The sequence below is a fragment of the Candidatus Blochmannia vicinus genome (assembly GCA_030020825.1).
Lineage (GTDB): Bacteria > Pseudomonadota > Gammaproteobacteria > Enterobacterales > Enterobacteriaceae > Blochmanniella > Blochmanniella vicinus_A.
The window spans coordinates 141,350-164,059 of the sequence record CP125213.1 but is presented as its reverse complement, the minus strand read 5'-3'; the positions used below and the strand labels follow the sequence as shown (position 1 = coordinate 164,059).

Sequence of the window (22,710 nt, the reverse complement as noted above, 5' to 3'; positions counted from 1 at the left end):
AACCATATAGTAAACTCTCTATAAACAAAAACAAAAATTTTAATTTATTGAATCATATAATATTACGTGTTCTTTTATTCTATCGTATAATCCACTATAACGTTTTGTGACAAGATTAATGCTGCGCATAATTACATGATCTGTTGCATATAAAAAAAGACATTGACGAGATCTAGTAACAGCAGTATACAGTAACTCTCGTGTTAATATTGGCATGTGTTTATTAGGTAATATTATTGCAATATATTTAAACTCAGACCCTTGTGATTTATGTATAGTCATAGAAAAACATGTTTCATATTCCGGTAATTGATATAACTGCACAACTTTTATTCTATTTTCCGGTAAAATAAAATATGCAGATAATTTATTCTGATCATTTAGTAACAATACTCCAACATCTCCATTACATAATCCTAAAGATGGTTTATTACGTAATATAATAATAGGTCTACCTATATAGTTACCAGAATTATCTAATTTAATTAATCCTTTTTCACTTAATATTTTCTCAATACAATAATTAATTCTTATTACACCAAATGGACCATCACGTAATGCACATAATATTCGATAACGATTAAAAGATTCTAAAATATTTATTTTAGACATTTTAGTATGTTGTAATTTTTGTAAATAGTTAGAATATTCCATTGCGCAATTAACAATCATATTCATATAACTTTCTTTTCTTGTAATATAGATATAATATAGATCCTTATATATGTTTGAAGTCAATAATGATAAAACACGAGTATAATCCCCCAAATTTATAGCATCAGCCAATTTACTAATTCCTGATCGTGCACTAAATCGATAATTTTTCCTCAGTATACACATACCATCAATAATACTGTTATAATTATAATGTGTAGGTGATTCAGAGTAAGATACAATAGGAAATTCATAACCTGTAAGCTCTATAATTTCTTGATAACGTTTATAAGAATATTGAAAACTAGCAAACTGACATATATCTTTAAATACAGATCCAGGCTCTACTGGATATAATTGATATTGATCACCAAAAAAAATAACTCTTGTTTGGGGTGAAAGTATCAAAAATAACTGAGCAAACATAGACAAGCTTACCATAGAAGCTTCATCAATGACCAAAAGATCTAAGTTCATAAGATTTAAACAATCATATTGAATATTTTTCTTATATAATTGTGTTCCTAATAAACTATGTAAAGTAGTAGCTTTCTCCGGTAAATTATGTAAACAAGTTTTATCTAATTGTGAAATATTATTTATATTTATTTTAAAATATTCAGTTAAAAGTGCTGCCGCTTTTCCTGTTGGAGCAATCATTTTTATTTTTAGGTCATTACGATTATTACTACATAACAATAACGCCGCTATTATTTTAGCTATAATAGATGTTTTTCCAGTACCAGGTCCTCCAGAAATTAACACTCTTTGATGTGTTATTCCAATAGCAGTAGCTATTTTATGCCAGTCAATTTCTGTATAAATTATAGGAAATAATTGATTTAACACAGAAATTATTTTTTCTTTTTGCAAAATATTTGACTGACATTTATAATTAAAAAATTGCGCAACTATGCATTCATCTTTCCACATGTGGTATAAATATAAACGCTTATTTTCCAATACTAACGGTGTAACTTTCGACCCATCGCTCACTGCAGAACAAGAAAATAATAATTCCTGCCAAGCATCTATTGATAATTTTCCTAATTTTTTATATATCACATGGACTAATTCAGGATGATTTCCTTGAAATAATCTATCGAAAGTAATTAAATGCAAAGGTAAACAAACATGGCCAAATCTAACATGTGCACTTAATGTCGCGCTAGCTAATATTAAGGCTTCTTTTATATTATACTTATTATTATCAGAAAAAGGCAAAGTTAACACATCAGCAAATTGCACATCTAATGTATTCCACAACTCTAATTTTAAAGCTCTTTTAATAATATCTTTCATGCACAAAAATCATAAAATTTATCTTATTATAGTTAATCATATTACATTGTTACATTAATTATCAAAAAAATTATGCGCTTTTAATCAAAAACGGACAATTATTAATTTTCAATTTTATATCAATAATCTATATGCCTTTACAGTCCAATGACTTATTATACATAATTATATTGCATATACATTATTTTCACCCTTAAAATGAATAAATGTGCTAATCTTTATAAAATTTTATATCGCATTCAATTTATTTATATAAATATATACTTTTATAGTTTTTTATAAAAAATTAAGTATTATGTACGTAACGCTATTTTTATTATCCTCTAGAAAACAAATCATCTAATTTACTAATAAATATCGATAGTGGACGGGTAAAATAAATACCATTACTAAATGGTGTTCCATCCATTCCTCGTATAAATAAATAATACACTCCTCCAAAGTCTTTTTCATAGTCATAAGATATAAGTTTATTACGTAAGAATCGATGCAACGCTAAAGTATAAAGTTGATATTGCAATTCATAACGACATTTAATCATTTCTTGTTCTATTTTAGAACAGACGTAAGAATTATTATTTATTCCTAACCAATTAGTTTTGTAATCCAACAAATAATATCGATGATTCCAATAAAAAATTAAATCAATAAAACCTTGTAACATTCCTGTTAGTCCTAAAAAATCAAGCGATTCGGATCTGCGTGATAAAGGATCATAATATTTACATAAACAATCTAATTCTTGTGGTGTCAAATATGTATTGATTGGTAAATAAAATTTAAACTCAGTTTTCTTATTTTCATCAATTATCTGTGAAAGAGTTAAATTTTCATTATCAAGAGGGGTATTAAGTATTATATATATCCACTCTCGAATGAGATATTTCCAAATAGGATCAATATTATATCTTTCCATATGTATGCGTAACCATTTCATATCCAAAAATTTTTTAAAATCTAAAATTTCAAAAATGCTATGAAAAAACCTCCCGCACACTTTCCCTTTAGGGAAAGTGTGCGGGGTTAATAAAATATCATTTTTTTGAAATTGAGTATCTTTATTAGTACCTAATTGTTTCTGATAATCTAAATATGTTTCAACAGCAGAATTTTTCAATGCGCTAAAACTTGTCATACTCCATGGAGTGTAATTTGAAGATACTTTCCATTTTTTTGCAGATAAAAATTGATTAGATATAATAGATGGTACATAAGCACACGTTTTTTGAAAATGTGGAATAACACGAAAAGAAATATCACCATTTGAACAAACACTTAACCTTTTTAAATTTTTCTTTAATGTTTCTACATTGCCAGAGGTTTTTTTTTGAATTAAATATCCCAAAGCGCTATGATGTAAATCATTAATATTAGATTTCTTTTTATATCTGCGTATTACTGAACCAATACCTATAGAGCAATGATAAATGCTGCGAGTCATTGCTACATATAATAATCTTAAATCTTCTGACAAACGCTCTTCATCTGCCAATATTGAATTTAATCCCGATACGTTAAAATCTAAATAAGATTCATATGATTTCCTATCATGGAAAAGGTTGTTTTTTTTATAATTGAAGTCTGCAGCAAACGGTAAAAATATTAATGGAAATTCTAATCCTTTAGATTTATGTATTGTACTAATTTTTATTGATTGATAATTATTACCCAATCGTAAGGTTTGGTCAGATACTCTCTTATTTTTTGGTTGTGTTGTTTTTAATATTAACCATTCTATAAGCGCATATTCATCTTGTAATTGTATTGAAACATTTTGCAATAACTCACCTAAATGTAAAATATTTACCAAACTAATTTCACCTCTTTGTATAGATAATAATTTCTCTGGTACTTTATAGAAAAAAATTATTTTCTGTATCATTAGGTACACGCCTTGTTTTTTCCAAATCGAATAATATTCAACAAATTCTTCAAGTATTTGTTCCCATTTAGATTCATTATTATTAATTTTTTCAATTTCAGTTGCATTTAACCCAAAAAAAACAGTTGTTAAAGCAGTGCAAATTATATGCCTCTTTGGAAATAGGATTGCTCTTAACAATAATAATAATTCATAAGATTCTATTGTTTCAAAAATACTTTTAGGATCAGATAAAAATACTGTTGATATATTTACTTGCGATAAAGCAGCACGAATAAGCGATGCTTCTTCGTGACTTCGTACTAATACAGCTATGTCTGATATTTTTAATTTTCTTTTATGTTTTTCGTCTTCTAACCAAGCCGTCCCATTATGTATTTCGTGCAATAAATTACATAAAACAACAGCGCATTCCCTTGCCATTGCTTGTTTATAGTCATCTATTGTAATTAGATTATCAGGATGCACCCAAAAACACATAGATGTTTGTAATTGATTGTTCAACACAAATCGATACATACTATTTTTACTAGCTGCTACCGAAGGAATAAAAGGAATATCTTCAAAAACAAATGGATTAGGTATAAATTGAAATAATTTATTAACAGCATTAACTATACCTGATGAAGAACGCCAATTAATATTAAGATTATATTTATTGTATACTGTTCGACGTATTTTCATATATGCAAATATATCTGCTCCACGAAAAGCATAAATTGATTGCTTGGGATCTCCTATTAAAATAAGACCATTTTCTGAATAATTATTATACAATATATAAAATATCTTAAATTGTTGCTGATCTGTATCTTGAAATTCATCAATAATTGCTACTGGATAACTTGCACGTATTATACATGCTAATTTATTTTCTTTATCTTTAATTAAACTAGTAACTAAAACATTAATAAGATCGTTAAAAGTGATGTCTGATCTTAAATTTTGAGTATCATTTAGATTATTACGCACTTCATTTATTGCGATATTAAATATTAATGCTTTAAATAAAGATAACTGCTTATACAATTTTTCTATAGTATGAAACAAAAAATATACATGACTAAATCTATGATCATTATGTACTTTTAACTCTGTTTCCCTAAAACGTTTTAACTCATTAGGTATAATGTGATTAATTGTTAGTTGTTCAGCCCATTGATTAATTATACTTATCCAACGCATTAAATTTTTTTTGTTGTATACTCTACGATTAATATTATAGGCATTAATAACAACAATTATACTACTTTCATTTTCACGCCATTTCTTTTTAACACTATTAATATAAATTAAAATCTGTTCATAATAAGTTATAATATTTTTTTTTTCTTCATACTCATCATAGTCATAAAAATTAGGTCTAGATCCATAAATATAAGGAAAAATATCATTTAAAAGAGCATTTGGATCATTCCAATATTCTTTAATTAAGCTTACTATATTTAATGGAAGCACATAAAAATTCTGTCTCCAAAAATCAGTGCATACCTGTTGATATAATGTAGTTTCATTATCAATAATATTTGTATTAAACAACATATTTAATTCAATTGTATTACGATTTAGAATGTTTTGACAAAAACTATGAATGGTGAATATAGATGCTTGATTAATTCTTTTTTCTGCTTCAGATAATTGATTTATAGCTAAACTCATATTACATATTTTCGATAACAATTTAGAAAATAAAAAATTGCTACTACATCCACGTATACAATCTAATCGAAATTGACGAATATTTTCTCTTATTCGATAACGTAATTCTTGTACTGCAGATTGAGTAAAAGTGACTACGAGAATTTCTTTTACTGTTAAAGGACGAGAAAAATCTGATTTGCTCCCCAAACATAATAATAACCTAAGATAAATTATTATCAGTGTATATGTTTTACCAGTTCCTGCTGAAGCTTCAATTAAATGCATTCCATACAAAGGCAATTCTAAAACATTTAAGTTATACATAATCTATAATCTCATCATGCTTAAATGCAACCAAAGCTATTTAATATGATTAAAAACTGTATTGTTATAGTATTTACCTAAAATAATATAAATAATTGGCACAAAAATGACACTAGAAATATTATCTACTTATTTCATAAGTAGATAATATTTATTAAGGATAAGAATAATATTTTTTAAAAATCATTTATGAAATTAGTTATCAATCAATTTTTATATATAAATAAAAAAATAAAACTAAAATTTAATCTAAATAGAAAATATAAACAATAACCACAATACAAAATCTTAAATAAATAAAAATTATTTTATTAATATATATCGCGCAGCAACTCATTGATCTTGGTTTTATCTTTAGTTTTAGAATCTACTGTTTTTACGATTACTGCGCAATAAGTATTAACACTACCATCTTTAGACGGTAGACTTCCAGGAACTACAACTGAACCAGATGGAACACGTCCATAGTATATATTTCCACTATCTCGATCATATATTTTAGTGCTTTGTCCTATAAATACTCCCATAGAAATTACAGCCCCTTTTTCAACAATCACGCCTTCGACAATTTCAGAACGAGACCCAATAAAACAATTATCCTCAATAATAGTTGGATTAGTTTGAATTGGCTCTAAAACTCCTCCAATACCAACACCTCCAGATAAATGGACGTATTTCCCAATCTGTGCACAAGACCCAACTGTAGCCCAAGTATCAATCATAGTGCCCGTATCAACATAAGCACCAATATTAATATAAGAAGGCATAATTACTATATTATCAGCAATATAAGCTCCATAACGTACTGTAGCTGGTGGAATTACCCGCAATTTTTTATTTTGAAAACGTGCTGCAGACCATCCAGAAAATTTTATAGAAAACTTATCAAAAAAACGACCATCACCCCAAGTTATTAATTTATTATCTAAAATGTAAAATGACAGGAGAATTGCCTTTTTTAGCCATTGATAAGTAACCCACCTATCATTAATTTTTTCTGATATACGCAATTTGCCACTATCTAATCCATCTATAGTTTCATAGATAGCATCTCTAACAATACAATCAATATCACTTTTTGAAATATGTTCTTTTTTATCAAAAACGCTTTCTATTATTTTTTGTAACTGATTCATATATTTTGCGTCCATGACATATAATGTATTTAAAATCTTATTTTTTAATTAAATTTTAAAAATAATTGCTTTGTTTATTTATATAATATACCGTGAATTTACACTCAACATATCTACAATTTTAGTCACATCCTATATCAAAAAATCTTTCCATATTTCATAAGTAGACCCATAACTTTAATTTATAACCTTATCACATTATTATTTATATGTATTAAACAACGTACATCATTAATAAATTTATTCAACGATACACACATATAAATTTCTGCATATATATCTGTAATATTGCACTTATTCCAATTAATCTATTCATTATAATTTATAATATATTTATTTAAAAATCTTCAACACAAAATATATACTACTAATTACTATGACTAATAGTAAATGGGAAAGATTCATCAGAACGTAACGTTAAAACTTCACATCCATTTTCTGTAATAACAATAGTATGTTCATATTGTGCAGACAAATTATGATCTCGTGTTTTTACTGTCCATCCATCATTTTCAGTATAAATATGACGACTCCCCGCGTTTACCATAGGTTCTATTGTTAACGTCATTCCAGATTGTAATATAACACCTTTATCGTCAGTATCATAATGTAATACATGAGGATCCTCATGGAAAAATTTTCCAATCCCATGTCCACAATATTCTCTTACTATTGAAAAATTTTGATTCTCCACAAATCTTTGAATAGTTTGACCTACTTTTTTCAAACGTATTCCTGGTTTAATCATGTGAATTGCTAAATAAAGACTTTTTTGAGTAACTTGACATAAATCATATCCCAACTTTGTTGATTGACCAACGATAAACATTTTAGAAGTATCAGCATACAAGCCATCTTTAATTACTGTAATATCAATATTTATAATATCGCCTTCTTTCAATTTATGTAAATCATTTGGAATTCCATGACATACTACATCATTAACTGAAGTACAAATAGATTTAGGAAATCCATGATAACCAAGAGGAGCAGAAATAGCATGTTGTATTTTCGTAATATAATGATGACAAATTGTATCTAATTTTCCAGTACTAATTCCAGGTTGAATATAGGGCTCAATCATTTCTAATACTTCTGCGGCTAATTTTCCGGCAATCCTCATTTTTTCTACATCTTCAGATGTTTTAATAATAATCGTCATAATATACAACTACAAACTTAATACTGATGAATACGAAACATCCTAACATTTCTACTATATGATAAAACATACAAGATAATTTTCCGAATGAAAATAAATTACATTAAATTCAACCTCTTGTTTATAACTATTAGTAGTAAATAAGTATATTTTATTGCAAAATATCTATTAATTATTTCCCTGTTTATTCTATTGTAAAAAACTATTCTTTATTCTTGACTTATTAAGTTCATTATAACATATACAATACAATCTATCTATGTTTAGATACGAACAATCATAAATATTATAGACAATATATTTAACAATCAACCGAGGTGTATAATAATGGAAAAACTTTCTATACGTGACATGCTTCAAGCCGGTGTTCATTTTGGTCACCAAACTCGTTATTGGAACCCTAAAATGAAACCTTTTATTTTTGGTGTTCGTAATAAAATACATATTATTAATTTAGAAACAACTATATTAATGTTTAAACAAGCTTTAGTTGAATTAAATAAAATTGCTTCATTAAAGGGAAAAATTTTATTTGTAGGCACCAAACGTGCAGCCAGTGAAGCTATTAAAAAAACAGCACTTGCCTGTAATCAATTTTTTGTCAATCATCGCTGGTTAGGAGGAATGTTAACCAATTGGAAAACAGTACGCCAATCTATAAAACGTCTAAAAGACTTAGAAATTCAATCTCAAGATGGTACTTTTAAAAAATTAACCAAAAAAGAAGCATTAATATTAAATCGCGAGCTTATTAATTTAGAAAATAGTTTGGGAGGTATTAAAAACATGGGTGGGTTACCAGATGCAATTTTTGCTGTTGGTGCAACACATGAACATATTGCTATAAAAGAAGCAAATAGTTTAGGAATTCCAGTCTTTGCAATCGTTGATACAAATTCTAATCCAGATGAAATAGACTTTATTATTCCAGGTAACGATGATGCCATACGTGCGATTAATCTATATTTAGATATAATATCCAATGTAATACATATAAATTGCGCTCAATAATTAATAATAATAGCTACACGCAAATTATATTGATCATAAAACGTGTAGAATCATATATACTCTAATATGGCGATATTACTATGGAAAAAAAAATAATTAAAATTAATAATGACTTAATTAAAGAATTACGTAAACGTACTAGCATTGGTGTTGTAGAATGTAAACAGGCTTTAATTAAAGCCAATGGAAATATTGAATTAGCCATAGACAATATGAGAAAATCTGGCCTAAAAACTGCTTCTAAAAAATCTGGACGCACAACATCATCAGGCTTAATCGCAGTAGAAACTACATCCAATAGACAATATGGTGTTATGATAGAAATAAATTGTGAAACTGATTTTGTAGCCAAAGATACTACTTTTCAAGAATTCGCTGAAACTGTTAAAATTACAGCATTAAATGAAAAAATTAACAATATTGATATATTAAAAACTAGATTTGAAGAAAAACGTTCCAATATAATTTCAAAAGTTGGAGAAAATATAAATATTCGTAGGATTATTGTATTAACAGGTAATTTTTTAGGATGTTATGTACATGGCTCTAAAATTGGGGTAATAGTAAATGTTAGTGGCGATGTGACTGCTGATTTAGTTAAACATATTGCTATGCATATCGCAGCTAAAAACCCAAAATACATTAATGTAGATGATATCCCAAAAGATATAATGATTCATGAATACCATATTCAAATGGATATTGCCATAAAATCTGGAAAATCATATAAAATTGCAGAAAAAATAACTGAAGGACGTATGAATAAATTTTTAAATGACATTGTTTTAATAAAACAAGACTTCATAATGGATATAAACAAAACGATTGAACAATTATTAACCGAGTATCATATCAAAATTAATAATTTTGCTCGTTTTGAATTAGGTGAAAATATGTAAATTAATATTTAATAATTATCAATATAAAACATTTAATTACTTAAATATAGCAGATTATCATTAATTTTTTGAAGCAAATATATTCAATATTTTGAGAATAGAAATTATATTAATTACATTAATTAATCAGAATAATTATTGACATACATATTTTACTTTAATAACTTAACTAAGTTAGCGCCTGCTTCTATTTATACCATTTTTTGTGAGGAATATAATTAATGGTAACTCACACAAAACCAATTTATCGGCGTATCGTGCTTAAAATGAGCGGAGAAGCTCTACAAGGTGCCGAAGGTTTTGGAATAGATACCACTGTGTTAAATCGGATGGTTATAGAAGTTAAAGAACTGGTGAGCATAGGTGTTCAAATTGGTATCGTTATGGGAGGAGGTAATCTATTTCGTGGCACTAGATTAGCAAAGTCTGGTATGAATCGAATAGTCGGAGACCATATTGGGATGTTAGCAACTATAATGAATGGGTTAGCTATGAGGAGCGCATTACATCGCGCTTATGTTCATTCCCATTTAATGTCAGCTATTCCACTAAGTGGAGTGTGTGATCATTATAATTGGGTAAAAGCGATTAATCTGCTCTCTAATAATTGGGTAGTAATTTTTGCTGCTGGCACTGGCAATCCCTTGTTTACTACTGATTCTGCAGCCTGTTTACGCGGTATTGAAGTTAAAGCAGATGTAGTACTTAAAGCAACTAAAGTAGATGGAGTATTTTCCACTGATCCAATTCAACATCCTGATGCTACATTATATGAACAATTAAGTTATCGAGATGTATTAGAGCGTGAGCTAAAAGTTATGGATTTAACTGCATTTACATTAGCACGAGAACATAACTTGCCAATACGTATATTTAATATCAATAAACTTGGAGCATTAAAAAGAATAATAATGGGATATAAAGAAGGAACTTTAATAACCAAATAATTTAAAAAATTTACTAAAATTAAATATAAAATTTACATAAATCCACTTTTTAATATAAAAATATAAACTAGAGATATATGATGTGATGAATACAATTAGTAACATTCAAACAAATTCAGAAACAGATATGGAAAAATGCATCAAAAACTTTAAAGTAAACATAAATAACATTCATATAGGTCGTATTTCTCCAAATATGTTAAATAATATCCGAATAGATTATTATGGAACACCAACTCCATTATCTCAATTAGCAAATACTATAGCAAAAAACTCGCGTACATTAGCTATTACTGTTTTTGATCAGAAAATAATTAAATCAATAGAAAAAGCTATTTTCATGTCTAATTTAGGACTAATTCCTGTTTCTAATGGTAATATTATTCAAGTTACATTACCTTCATTAACTGAAGAACGTCGTCATACTTTAATAAAAATGGTACGAACTGAATCAGAAAAAAGTAAAATATCTATAAGAAATATACGTCGTATTGCTAATGATAAAATAAAAATTTTGATTAAAAAAAAAGAGATTAATGAAGATGAAGAACACGATTTTCAAAAAAAAATTCAAAAATTAACTAATATTTGGATTAAAAAAATTGATATTATCTCAATAGAAAAAGAATCAGAATTAATGAAATTTTAAATATTAGATTATAAGCTATATACAACCCTATATATGTAAACAACGAGCATAATTTTTTAATTTATATACTCTCTATAAACACCATGGCTTACACATATGCAATCTTTAACAATTCTAGGTAGTACCGGATCTATTGGAAAGGCCACCCTTTCCGTAATACAACAACATCCCGATAAGTTTTCCGTATACGCATTGATAGCTAAAAATAATGTTCCTGTAATGACGGAACAGTGTATGATGACGAAACCTAAATTTGCATGTATGATATGTGAAGATGCTGCAAAAGCATTAAAAAAAAATTTAATCACAGCTGGAAAACATGATATTGAAGTACTATCTGGATTAATAAACGCCTGTGAATTAACAGCGATTGATAATGTTGATATGGTTATGTCGGCTATAGTTGGAATTGCTGGATTAAAACCTACTTTTTCTGCATTACGTGCTGGGAAAAAGATATTGTTAGCAAATAAAGAAATTTTAGTTACTTGTGGAAAATTGTTTATGCAAGAATCCAGACGATACCATTCATGTATACTACCTATAGATAGCGAGCATAATGCAATTTTTCAAAATTTACCAGTAGCATGTCAAAAAAATTTAGGACATTTATCTTTATCTGAGTATGGCATTTCTCGTATTGTATTAACCGCATCTGGAGGATTTTTTTTTAAAATGCCACAAGAAAAACTAGTTACAATAACACCAGAACAAGCTTGTATTCATCCCAATTGGTCTATGGGACGTAAAATATCAGTAGATTCTGCTACCATGATGAATAAAGGATTAGAATATATAGAAGCACGCCATTTATTTAACGCTGCGCCTCATGAGATAGAAATCTTATTACATCCGCAATCTATTGTTCACGCTATGGTATACTATACGGATGGAAACATCTTAGCACATTTAGCTCCTCCAGATATGACAATTCCTATTACATATGCAATGGCTTATCCTAATAGAATTAAATTGAAAACCTTATCTAATATAAACATAGACTGTCTTAACAAATTATCCTTTGATCAATTAGATAATCAAAAATACCCGTGCTTACAATTAGCAATAGACGCTGATAATTGTAGTCAAGCAGCAACCATTATTTTAAACGCAGCAAATGAAGTTGCCGTAGAAGCATTTTTAAATAGAATGATCTCCTTCACTGAAATCCCTGATATTATTCGTCATGTACTTGATGAAATAAATTTAGATGATCCTAATGATATAGAAGATGTTTTATATATTGATCAAAAAGCTCGTAAAAAAGCAATGTCAATATGTATTGTATGATAATCGATGTTGTTTTAAACAAATTATCATATTATTACACTTTTAATGACATAAAATTATGTAGAAATTTAATCCGTCTATAATTATTAGTATTTATTTTTAAAAGTAATATTTTTAATTAATATATAAGTATTTAGTTTGGAAAATAAATAAGTGTGACATTATCTCAATATAATCAAGACCTTAGCACTTTTTCATCTGATTTGTTACCACGCCATGTTGCCATTATCATGGATGGTAATGGCCGCTGGGCAAAAACACGAGGGAAATTACGTATTATTGGACATCAAGCTGGATTTGGTGCGGTTCGACGTGCTGTTCATTTTGCCGTTAATTATAGATTTGATGCGTTAACTCTATATGCATTTAGTAGCGAAAATTGGAAACGACCCAATAAAGAAATTAATTGCTTAATGCAATTATTCGATCAGGCACTAAATAGTGAAATCGATGCTCTACATAAGAATAATATTAAACTACAAATCATCGGAGATACTAATAGATTTACTATTGAATTACAAAGAAATATACGCCGTTCTGAAAAACTAACCTCTAACAACAGTGGACTAAAACTTAATATTGCTGCAAATTATGGAGGACGATGGGATATCATTCAAGGAGTAAAACAACTCGCCACACAAGTACAACAAGGAATATTAACTCCTAATCAAATTGACGAAGATACTTTATGCAGATATGTGTGTATGCATGAATTAGCCCCAGTAGATTTAGTGATTCGAACGGGAGGGGAACATCGTATTAGTAATTTTTTACTTTGGCAAATAGCGTATGCTGAATTATTTTTTACAGATGTATTATGGCCTGATTTTAATGATATTACATTTAAAAAAGCATTAAATACTTTTATGAAACGAGAGCGAAGATTCGGGAACAGCGCATCTATTTAGTTTAAAAAAGCACAAAAATAAGGAAAATATGTGTTAAGAAATCGTTTAATTAGTATGTTTATCTTGATCCCTGTTACTATTTCTATAGTATTTTTATTACCTATTATACAGTTCTCAATTATTGTATCTATTATCTGTTTAATCAGTGCATGGGAATGGGGTAAAATAATGAATTTTCCCATTTATACACACCGAACGTGGATGTGTATTATCTTTGGATTATTATGTGCTACAGCAATAATTATGACATTTCAAAATTATTTATATTTTAGTAACTGGCGTATTTTTTGGTGTATTTTCAGCAGCATTATTATCATATGGTGGATATTAGCATTTATATTAATATTATCTTATCCTGATTCTGCTATTTTCTGGAGAAAATCTAACATATTGCAGTTTTTTTTCGGAATAGTAACAATTTTACCATTTTTTTGGGGGATATTAACGTTACATCAATTTAATTGTATCAATAATAACATTATCGGACAATGGTGGTTACTATATATTATAATGTTAGTCTGGATTAATGATTCCAGTGCATATGTCATTGGAAAAATATTAGGAAAACATAAATTATTAAAAACTATATCTCCTAAAAAAACCTGGGAAGGATTTATCGGAGGTATGCTAATATCAATAGGCACTGCATGGTTATTTATAAAATATATACCGATAAATATTATAAATCCATCTATCATATTTATTTATTCTATCATCGCAATTATAACTTCTATAATAGGAGACTTAACTGAGAGTATGTTTAAAAGAGAATCTGGTGTAAAAGATAGCGGCAATCTAATTCCTGGACATGGGGGAATATTAGATCGTATAGATAGCTTAGTTGCTGCAGTCCCAATTTTTACTTGTCTGATATTATTAAGCCAATATTAATAATAAATAAAATAATGAATGCATAAAAATCATGTTATTAAATTTTTTTTGGAACTTAGCTGCATTTGTCCTTGCATTAGGAATACTTATCACAGTCCATGAATTTGGACATTTTATAGCAGCACGGGTTTTAAAAGTAAAAGTAGAGAGATTTTCTATAGGCTTTGGTCCCATTTTATGGAGTCGACGTGATTCAAATGATACTGAATACGCGATCTCCGCCATTCTTCTTGGCGGATATGTAAAATTATATAATACGCAAGAAGAAACATCAATCTATTGCAATCAAGGAAATAATAATGCTTTTAATCACCAACATATTTGGAGAAAAAGCATTATCGTAGCCTCAGGGCCTATATTTAATTTTATTTTCTCTATTATATTATATGTAATTATTTTTATAATAGGGATACCTATATATAAACCAATAATACATTCTGTCATACCCAATTCCATTATTGCTCAATCAGGAATACAGTCTGGTGTAGAAATTACATCAATTAACAATATTCAAACACATGATTGGGATTCAGTCCGCTTAGAAATTTTCAATAGCATAGGTAAAAAAGAACTTATTATTTCTACAGCATCAATAAATAATAGGTGTGTTAAAACCTATATAATTAATTTATCTCGTAACTGGTTTAACAATCTTACTAATAAAAAAGACCCCATAATAACATTAGGTATTCTTCCTTTTAATACAAACATTGTCCCAATCTTATCTGAAATAAAACCTAATTCCGCTGCACAACGAGCTGGTTTAAAAATTGGAGACAAAATTATATCAATTGATGATCAATTAATATATCGCTGGGAATCAGTTACCACAGCTATTAAAAATAATCCAGAAAAAAATTATAAAATTTCTGTGGAACGGGAAAATAAAATAATAAATTTAAATTTAACACCAAATAAAAAAAATCTGATTCATTCTGATAAAGTTGAAGATATAATAGGTATTTTACCAAAGATTATTAATGACATCCCAACAGAAAATTATTCAATCCATCGATATAACTTGTATACGTCTATACTACACGCCTTCAAAAAAACTTGGACATTAATGTGCCTAACAACTAACACATTATTCAAATTAATTGCCGGAGATATTAGAATAACCCACCTAGGGGGACCGATTGCAATAGCAAAAGGAGCAGGAGAATCAGCTCAATCCGGACTAATCTATTATCTCATGTTTTTATCATTAATCAGTATTAATTTAGGAATTGTCAATTTATTACCTCTTCCAACATTAGATGGCGGACACCTATTCTTTTTTATAATAGAAAAAATAAAAGGAAAAGCAATATCAAAAAAAATAAAAAAAATTGGTTATATCATCGGATCTATTATGCTCATATTAATGATGTGCTTAGCATTTTTAAACGATATATTTAAATTATAGTAATAACAAATATAATTGAATTAAAAATATTAATATAATAATAATGTGATGAAAAAAATATTTATAGTATTATTATTAGTAATTAGTGACATAGCGTATAACGCTGATTGTGTCATAAAAAAAATCTATTTTGATGGATTAAAAAGAATTTCTTCAGATACAGTATTGTTTAATTTACCCTTAAAAATTGGGGCCATTATTAATGATGAAGATATTGCAAATAGTATTAAAACGTTATTTTCTACAGAATATTTTGAAGAAATTAACATATCTAACGATACAACAGGAATAATTATAATTCGAGTAAAAGAACGTCCAATTATTGATAACATTAATTTTTATGGAAATAAAATAATTAAAGAAGATATAATAAAAAATGTATTAAATGAAAAAAAAATACAATTAGGCCAACCATTTAATGAATTTTATATTTTTGAAGCAAAAAAAGAATTGGAAAATTTATACCATAATTTTGGTAAATTTACAGCCAAAATCAAAGCTGTAGCTATACCTCTACCAAGAAACCGAATTGATCTACAAATAACATTTACCGAAGGCAAAACCGCTACAGTGCAACAAATCAAAATTTTTGGTAATCATGTATTCCATACCAAACAACTTTTGTCACAATTTAAATTATACAGAAAAATTAAATGGTGGGATATATTATCTAAGCAAAAATATCAAAAACAAAAATTATTTGATGATTTAAACACACTGTATAATTTTTATGTAAACCATGGTTATGCCAAATTCCATATTGATGAAACACAAATTGATTTTACACCAGATAAAAAAAATATTTATTTATCTTTATATATTACTGAAGGCATGCAATATTCGTTTGATTCTTTAGAATTATATGGAAATATATTAGATTATTTCCATAATATTAAGGAATACATTAAAATTTCTTCTGGAGGACTATATAATAATAATCAAATTCAAGAAATAGAATACAAAATACGATATTTACTAAGCAAACATGGGTATATTCAACCTATCATATCAATTGATCCAAAAATGGATGAAAACAATAAAACAATAAAATTGTGCATATATGTTGATGTAGGATATCATTTTTATGTACGTGAAATACGCTGTGAAGGTAATAACATTACTAAAGATGAAGTAATTCGAAGAGAAATACATCAAACAGAACAGATGCAATTAGATTACACCCGTATTATTCAAGATCAAAATCGACTTAAACGCCTTGGTTATTTTAAAACTGTAAATACTTATATTGAGCATGTTCCAAATACATTAAATCAAATTGATATTGTTTACAAAGTTGAAGAACACAATACTGGTAATTTAAACTTAAGTGTCGGATTTGGAACAGAGAGCGGTATGAATTTACAATTTGGAATGTACCAAGAAAATGTATTAGGTTCAGGAAATGCTATATCTATTGCTAGTACCAGAAATCACTATCAAACTTATTCTGAAATATCAGCTTTAAAACCTTATTGCACCGTTAACAATATTAGCATAGGCGGAAAAATATTTCATAATAATTTAAATACTAATAATACGGGTTTATCAGATTATAATTTAAAAAATTGTGGAATTAACATTAATTATTTATATCCAATTATTAAATACAATACATTTAATATAGGATTAAATTATGCATCTAATCATCTAAGTAAAATAGCCCCTCAAGTAGCAATATGTCGTTATCTAACATCTACAAAAATTCATTCAAAAACAACAACTAATAATAAAACTTTTAGTAATACCATCAATTTTAACACAAATGATTTTTTATTAGCTTCAGGATGGACTTTTAACAACACTAATCACGCCTATTTTCCGACGAATGGGATGCATGCTAATGTATCGAGTACATTAGCATTACCTGGTTCTAACAATCAATATTATAAAATTATAATTAATAGCAAAAAATATATACCTTTAGATCAAAATTGTCATTGGATATTAATGAGTTCCATACATGCTGGTTATGCAGGAAGTATACATAAAAAAGAAAGTCCCTTTTACGATAATTTTTACGCTGGAGGTATTGGAACAATACGTGGATTTAGATTAAATAGTATAGGTCCAAAAGCCGCATATTATCATAGTAACTACTCTGAAAAAAACTATGCTACATGTTCAATACAAAATTCTCAAGATTCTGTTGGCGGAAATGCGATGACTCTGTTTAAAACTGAGTTAATTATCCCTATTACATTTTTTAATGTACAATACTCTGATATAGCACGTATTTCTCTTTTCTTAGATACAGGTACTGTATGGGATACTTTTTGGAAAAATACAGAAGTAACACAAAGAGCTGGTATTATAGATTATAGTATTCCAAGTAATATTCGTATGTCTGGTGGTATGGCATTAAAATGGATGTCCCCAGTTGGACCAATAATTTTTTCTTATTCAAAATTAATAAAAAAATACCTCGGAGATATAGAAGAACCGTTTCAATTTAGTATTGGAAAAACATGGTAAATTTAGATATTGTACAAGCACAATAAATATTACATCAACATAATAAATTTTGTATTTTATTAAACTAAGGGGTTTACAGTGAAAAAGTGGACATATGTATTAAGTATAATTATTTGGATCATACAAATTAATCCCGTTAGCGCTGCAAATAAAATTGCAATAGTTAATGTCTCCAATATCTTTCAACAATCTTCACAACGCGCAAATATAATCAAACAACTTGAATATGAATTTAAAGATCGTGCTACCGAATTAGAAAATATGGAGCAGGATTTACAAATGAAAATACAAACATTACAACAAGATGGCGCTACTATGAAAGCAACTGAACGTAGTGAATTAGAAAAATCATTAATAAATCAACGAGAAATTTTCTCTAATAAAGCTAAAACATTTCAACAAGAAAATCATTCACGTCAAACAGAAGAAAGAGATAAAATTCTTAATATAATTCACAAAGTAGTATCTAATGTAGCTAAAAAAGAAAACTATGACATAGTCATAGATACCAACGCCATAGTGTATTACAACGCTCATATTACAGATATTACTAATTCCGTAATGAAACAAGTTGGATAAATTATGATTGAAATGCGGCTGTCTGACTTAGCACTACAGTTAGGTGCTAAATTATATGGCGACAAAAACATAATTATTACTGGCATTGCTTCTATAAATAATGCACAAATAGGCCATATAACTTTTTTAAAAGATCAAAGATTTTTAAATCAATTAAGTTCTTGTCGTGCTTCAGCAGTAATATTATCTAAAAATAATTTAGTTTTCTGTAAGGTTGCAGCATTAGTAGTAAAAGATCCTTATCTTGCATATATCAAAATTGCACAATTAGTGGACAATGTTTCTAAACCCACTACAAGTATCACATCCGGGGCAATCATTGCCCCGGATGTGATACTAGGAAAAAGAGTAAGAATTGGTGCTAATACAGTGATAGAGTCCAGAGTAATTTTAGGTGATGATATAATAATTGGCCCTGGTAGTTTCATAGGAAAAAAAGCAAAAATAGGAACAGGCACCCGGTTGTGGGCTAATGTTACTATATGCCATGAAGTAGAAATTGGTGAATTCTGTTCAATACAATCTGGAACCATAATTGGTTCTGATGGATTTGGATACATTAATAATCACGGTGTTTGGATTAAAATTCCTCATTTAGGAAAAGTAAAAATTGGAAATAATGTAGAAATAGGCGCTTGTACTACCATTGATCGTGGGACATTAGATGATACCACAATTGAAAACGGAGTGATTATTGATAATCAATGTCAAATTGCACATAATGTCGTAATTGGTGCACATACTGCGATAGCAGGCGGTGTTATTATGGCAGGAAGTTTAACTATAGGACGATACTGCATGATAGGTGGAGCCAGTGTTATCAATGGTCACATTAATATTTGCGACAAAGTTACAATAACTGGAATGAGCATGGTAATGAAACCAATAACACAACCTGGTATTTATTCATCAGGTATTCCTGTTCAACCAAAGACAATATGGTGGAAAACTGTCGCATTGATCATGCGAATTAGTAGTATAAATAAACGTATGAAAACCATAGAACAAAAACTAAAAAAACTGCTGTGCCTATAATTTTTTTTAAGATAATTAGGGCAGTTTATTCTTTATCCTGTTAGGATTAACAGGATAAACGTTATGAATGCGACTTTTTATCTTAAACAGGAATAAAAAATCTTGATGACTGATACTTGTATTTTGCATATTGAAGAAGTTTTAGAACTTTTACCACATCGATTTCCATTTTTACTCGTTGATCGCGTACTAAATTTTGAAAAGGGAAAATTTTTAAGAGCAATAAAAAATGTTTCTTTTAATGAACCATTTTTTCAAGGTCATTTCCCAGGAAAACCTATTTTCCCTGGAGTATTAATTTTAGAAGCCATGGCTCAAGCTACAGGTATTTTAGCCTTCAAAAGTACAGGTAAATTAGCTCCAGGAGAATTATATTATTTTGCTGCCATCGATTCAGCTAGATTTAAGCGCCCGGTACAACCTGGTGATCAAATGATACTTGATGTTGAATTTATTAAAGAAAGACGTGGTATTGCTCGATTTAAAGGAATTGCCACAGTAAATAAAGAAATGGCTTGTGAAGCATCAATGATGTGTGCTCGTAGAAAGGAAATTTAAACTGATGATTAACCAATCTGCCATTATACATCCTAGTTCTATAATAGAAAAGGGAGCTATCATCCACGATAATGTATACATTGGGCCATTTTGTTTTATTGGCGCACAAGTTGAAATAGGAGCACGAACTGTTCTAAAGTCTCATATTGTAATTAATGGAATTACTCAAATTGGAGAAAACAATCAAATCTATCAATTTGCTTCTCTTGGAGAAGTAAATCAAGATTTAAAATATGCAACAGAACCCACTCGCATAGAAATCGGTCACTATAACAAAATCAGAGAAAACGTTACTATTCATCGTGGTACTATACAAGGGAAACAAGTTACTAAAATAGGAAATAGTAATTTATTCATGATTAATGTACACATTGCTCATGATTGTATAATAGGAGATCATTGTGTCATGGCCAATAACGTTACTTTAGGAGGTCATGTAAGAATAGATGATTACACTATTATCGGGGGAATGACCGCAATTCATCAATTTTGCCTCATTGGAACTCATGTTATGATTGGTGGATGTTCCGGAGTAGTTCAAGATATCCCCCCATTCATAATAGCTCAAGGCAATCACGCGACACCTTTTGGATTAAATATTGAAGGATTAAAACGACGAGGTTTTAGCCGTTCTTCCGTACACGCTATTAGAGATGCTTATAAAATACTATATCGCAGCAACAAAACTGTTGAGTCAGCCAAAATAGCTTTAAAACTATTAGCCATTGAACATCCTATCATCAATAAATTTGTAGATTTTTTAATACATTCTCAAAGAGGAATTATTCGTTAAACAATGTCTATGAACAATCGTACTATTATTATAGGTATAGTAGCAGGAGAAGTTTCTGGAGATATATTAGGAGCAGGATTAATTCGGGCATTAAGAAAATACCTAAAAAAAGTATGTTTTTTTGGAATTGGCGGTCCTTACATGCAATCTGAGCATATGAAATCTTGGTATAATATGGAAGAATTATCAGTAATGGGCTTAGCTGAAATTATTATGAAACTACCACGATTATTACATATTCGTAGAAATTTAATTCGTAAATTTGTTAACTTAAAACCTGATGTTTTTATCGGTATTGATTCTCCAGATTTTAATATTTCATTAGAAACTCGTTTAAAAAAATATGGAATTCATACAATTCATTATGTTAGCCCATCAGTATGGGCATGGAGAAAAAACCGTATTTTTGCGCTTAAAAAAGCTACCGATAATATTTTAACTATTTTTCCATTTGAAAAAAAAATATACGATCATTTTAATATACCATGTCAATTCATTGGACATTCATTAGCAGATCAAATACCACTCAATCCAGATAAAATTTCTGCTCGTCAAAAATTAAACATTCCGCATGACATATATTGTTTAGCATTATTACCAGGTAGTAGAATCAGAGAAATTAAGATGTTAACTCATGATTTTTTAGCATGCGCTGAATTATTAAAAAATCATTTTCCTGATCTTGAAATTTTAGTGCCATTAGCTAATCAAACATCTATCAAACAATTTATTAAGCTTGCATCAACATCAGTTAAATATCGTATACTAAATAATAAAACAACATGGGAAATAATAATGGCAGCAGATATTTCTTTAGTGACTGCTGGCACAGCAACTTTAGAATGCATGTTAGTAAAATGTCCAATGGTTGTAGCTTATCGCATGCATCCCCTAACATTTATGTTAGCCAAGTATTTAATAAATATCCCTTGGATATCATTACCTAATTTATTAGCAGGTCATGAATTAGTAAAAGAATTTATTCAAAACGACTGTATTCCTAAAAACTTAGCACAAACATTAATTAATTTACTAAATTATGATGATAATCAACGTGTAATATTACAAAAAAAATTTCAACAATTACATGACAGTATTAAATATAACGCAGATGAACAAGCAGCTCGTGCTGTTTTAAGATTAATTAAGTGACAACAATATTATTGAAC

General features: G+C 28.4%; 16 protein-coding genes and 2 pseudogenes. 14 read left to right on the top strand and 4 right to left on the bottom strand.

Annotated elements, in window-relative coordinates; translation table 11 throughout:
• Nucleotides 1-39: 39 nt before the first annotated feature.
• The 4 genes from recD to map form a co-directional block, all read right to left on the bottom strand.
• Nucleotides 40-1,956 carry an exodeoxyribonuclease V subunit alpha gene (gene recD / locus QMA81_00670; protein ID WHL24849.1) on the bottom strand — a complete coding sequence of 639 codons (1,917 nt, stop codon included), beginning with the start codon at nt 1,954-1,956 and terminating at the stop codon, nt 40-42.
• 316 nt (nt 1,957-2,272) lie between these two features.
• Nucleotides 2,273-5,803 (bottom strand): exodeoxyribonuclease V subunit beta, encoded by a 3,531-nt coding sequence (gene recB / locus QMA81_00665; protein WHL24848.1) that lies wholly within the window; start codon nt 5,801-5,803, stop codon nt 2,273-2,275.
• Between the two features lie 311 nt (nt 5,804-6,114).
• Nucleotides 6,115-6,939: a 2,3,4,5-tetrahydropyridine-2,6-dicarboxylate N-succinyltransferase gene (gene dapD, locus QMA81_00660; protein WHL24847.1), complete on the bottom strand. Its 825-nt coding sequence runs from the start codon at nt 6,937-6,939 to the stop codon at nt 6,115-6,117.
• Nucleotides 6,940-7,306: 367 nt separating this feature from the next.
• Entirely contained in the window at nt 7,307-8,101 is a 795-nt protein-coding gene (map, locus tag QMA81_00655; protein ID WHL24846.1) for a type I methionyl aminopeptidase, read from the bottom strand.
• 327 nt (nt 8,102-8,428) lie between these two features.
• Here map and rpsB point away from each other — a divergent pair, with 327 nt between their 5' ends.
• The 14 genes and pseudogenes from rpsB (at nt 8,429) to lpxB (ending at nt 22,693) form a co-directional block, all read left to right on the top strand.
• Nucleotides 8,429-9,112: a 30S ribosomal protein S2 gene (gene rpsB, locus QMA81_00650; GenBank protein ID WHL24845.1), complete on the top strand. Its 684-nt coding sequence runs from the start codon at nt 8,429-8,431 to the stop codon at nt 9,110-9,112.
• A gap of 80 nt (nt 9,113-9,192) precedes the next feature.
• Nucleotides 9,193-10,011 carry a translation elongation factor Ts gene (gene tsf, locus QMA81_00645; protein ID WHL24844.1) on the top strand — a complete coding sequence of 273 codons (819 nt, stop codon included), beginning with the start codon at nt 9,193-9,195 and terminating at the stop codon, nt 10,009-10,011.
• A 221-nt stretch (nt 10,012-10,232) separates the two neighbouring features.
• Nucleotides 10,233-10,958, top strand: coding sequence for a UMP kinase (gene pyrH / locus QMA81_00640; GenBank protein WHL24843.1), 726 nt, complete (start codon nt 10,233-10,235; stop codon nt 10,956-10,958).
• 85 nt (nt 10,959-11,043) lie between these two features.
• Nucleotides 11,044-11,607 (top strand): ribosome recycling factor, encoded by a 564-nt coding sequence (gene frr / locus QMA81_00635; protein WHL24842.1) that lies wholly within the window; start codon nt 11,044-11,046, stop codon nt 11,605-11,607.
• A 96-nt stretch (nt 11,608-11,703) separates the two neighbouring features.
• A complete protein-coding gene (ispC, locus tag QMA81_00630) occupies nt 11,704-12,897 on the top strand; it encodes a 1-deoxy-D-xylulose-5-phosphate reductoisomerase (protein ID WHL24841.1) in 1,194 nt (397 codons plus the stop codon).
• A gap of 203 nt (nt 12,898-13,100) precedes the next feature.
• Complete coding sequence (gene uppS / locus QMA81_00625) at nt 13,101-13,805, top strand: polyprenyl diphosphate synthase (GenBank protein ID WHL25292.1); 705 nt, start codon at nt 13,101-13,103, stop codon at nt 13,803-13,805.
• 30 nt (nt 13,806-13,835) lie between these two features.
• Nucleotides 13,836-14,696, top strand: a pseudogene (locus tag QMA81_00620) (phosphatidate cytidylyltransferase).
• 31 nt (nt 14,697-14,727) lie between these two features.
• A complete protein-coding gene (gene rseP, locus QMA81_00615) occupies nt 14,728-16,104 on the top strand; it encodes a sigma E protease regulator RseP (GenBank protein WHL24840.1) in 1,377 nt (458 codons plus the stop codon).
• A 48-nt stretch (nt 16,105-16,152) separates the two neighbouring features.
• Nucleotides 16,153-18,576: an outer membrane protein assembly factor BamA gene (gene bamA / locus QMA81_00610; GenBank protein ID WHL24839.1), complete on the top strand. Its 2,424-nt coding sequence runs from the start codon at nt 16,153-16,155 to the stop codon at nt 18,574-18,576.
• Between the two features lie 78 nt (nt 18,577-18,654).
• A pseudogene (locus QMA81_00605) lies at nt 18,655-19,155 on the top strand (OmpH family outer membrane protein).
• 3 nt (nt 19,156-19,158) lie between these two features.
• Nucleotides 19,159-20,190, top strand: coding sequence for a UDP-3-O-(3-hydroxymyristoyl)glucosamine N-acyltransferase (gene lpxD, locus QMA81_00600; GenBank protein ID WHL24838.1), 1,032 nt, complete (start codon nt 19,159-19,161; stop codon nt 20,188-20,190).
• Nucleotides 20,191-20,295: 105 nt separating this feature from the next.
• Nucleotides 20,296-20,748 (top strand): 3-hydroxyacyl-ACP dehydratase FabZ, encoded by a 453-nt coding sequence (fabZ, locus tag QMA81_00595; GenBank protein ID WHL24837.1) that lies wholly within the window; start codon nt 20,296-20,298, stop codon nt 20,746-20,748.
• A gap of 4 nt (nt 20,749-20,752) precedes the next feature.
• A complete protein-coding gene (lpxA, locus tag QMA81_00590; protein ID WHL24836.1) occupies nt 20,753-21,541 on the top strand; it encodes an acyl-ACP--UDP-N-acetylglucosamine O-acyltransferase in 789 nt (262 codons plus the stop codon).
• A gap of 9 nt (nt 21,542-21,550) precedes the next feature.
• Entirely contained in the window at nt 21,551-22,693 is a 1,143-nt protein-coding gene (lpxB, locus tag QMA81_00585) for a lipid-A-disaccharide synthase (GenBank protein ID WHL25291.1), read from the top strand.
• Nucleotides 22,694-22,710: the final 17 nt, after the last annotated feature.

Coding starts and splice junctions, on each gene's coding strand:
- recD (WHL24849.1), bottom strand. CDS start 1,956: ATGAAAGATATTATTAAAAGAGCTTTAAAATTAGAGTTGTGGAATACA.
- recB (WHL24848.1), bottom strand. CDS start 5,803: ATGTATAACTTAAATGTTTTAGAATTGCCTTTGTATGGAATGCATTTA.
- dapD (WHL24847.1), bottom strand. CDS start 6,939: ATGAATCAGTTACAAAAAATAATAGAAAGCGTTTTTGATAAAAAAGAA.
- map (WHL24846.1), bottom strand. CDS start 8,101: ATGACGATTATTATTAAAACATCTGAAGATGTAGAAAAAATGAGGATT.
- rpsB (WHL24845.1), top strand. CDS start 8,429: ATGGAAAAACTTTCTATACGTGACATGCTTCAAGCCGGTGTTCATTTT.
- tsf (WHL24844.1), top strand. CDS start 9,193: ATGGAAAAAAAAATAATTAAAATTAATAATGACTTAATTAAAGAATTA.
- pyrH (WHL24843.1), top strand. CDS start 10,233: ATGGTAACTCACACAAAACCAATTTATCGGCGTATCGTGCTTAAAATG.
- frr (WHL24842.1), top strand. CDS start 11,044: ATGAATACAATTAGTAACATTCAAACAAATTCAGAAACAGATATGGAA.
- ispC (WHL24841.1), top strand. CDS start 11,704: ATGCAATCTTTAACAATTCTAGGTAGTACCGGATCTATTGGAAAGGCC.
- rseP (WHL24840.1), top strand. CDS start 14,728: ATGTTATTAAATTTTTTTTGGAACTTAGCTGCATTTGTCCTTGCATTA.
- bamA (WHL24839.1), top strand. CDS start 16,153: ATGAAAAAAATATTTATAGTATTATTATTAGTAATTAGTGACATAGCG.
- lpxD (WHL24838.1), top strand. CDS start 19,159: ATGATTGAAATGCGGCTGTCTGACTTAGCACTACAGTTAGGTGCTAAA.
- fabZ (WHL24837.1), top strand. CDS start 20,296: ATGACTGATACTTGTATTTTGCATATTGAAGAAGTTTTAGAACTTTTA.
- lpxA (WHL24836.1), top strand. CDS start 20,753: ATGATTAACCAATCTGCCATTATACATCCTAGTTCTATAATAGAAAAG.
- lpxB (WHL25291.1), top strand. CDS start 21,551: ATGAACAATCGTACTATTATTATAGGTATAGTAGCAGGAGAAGTTTCT.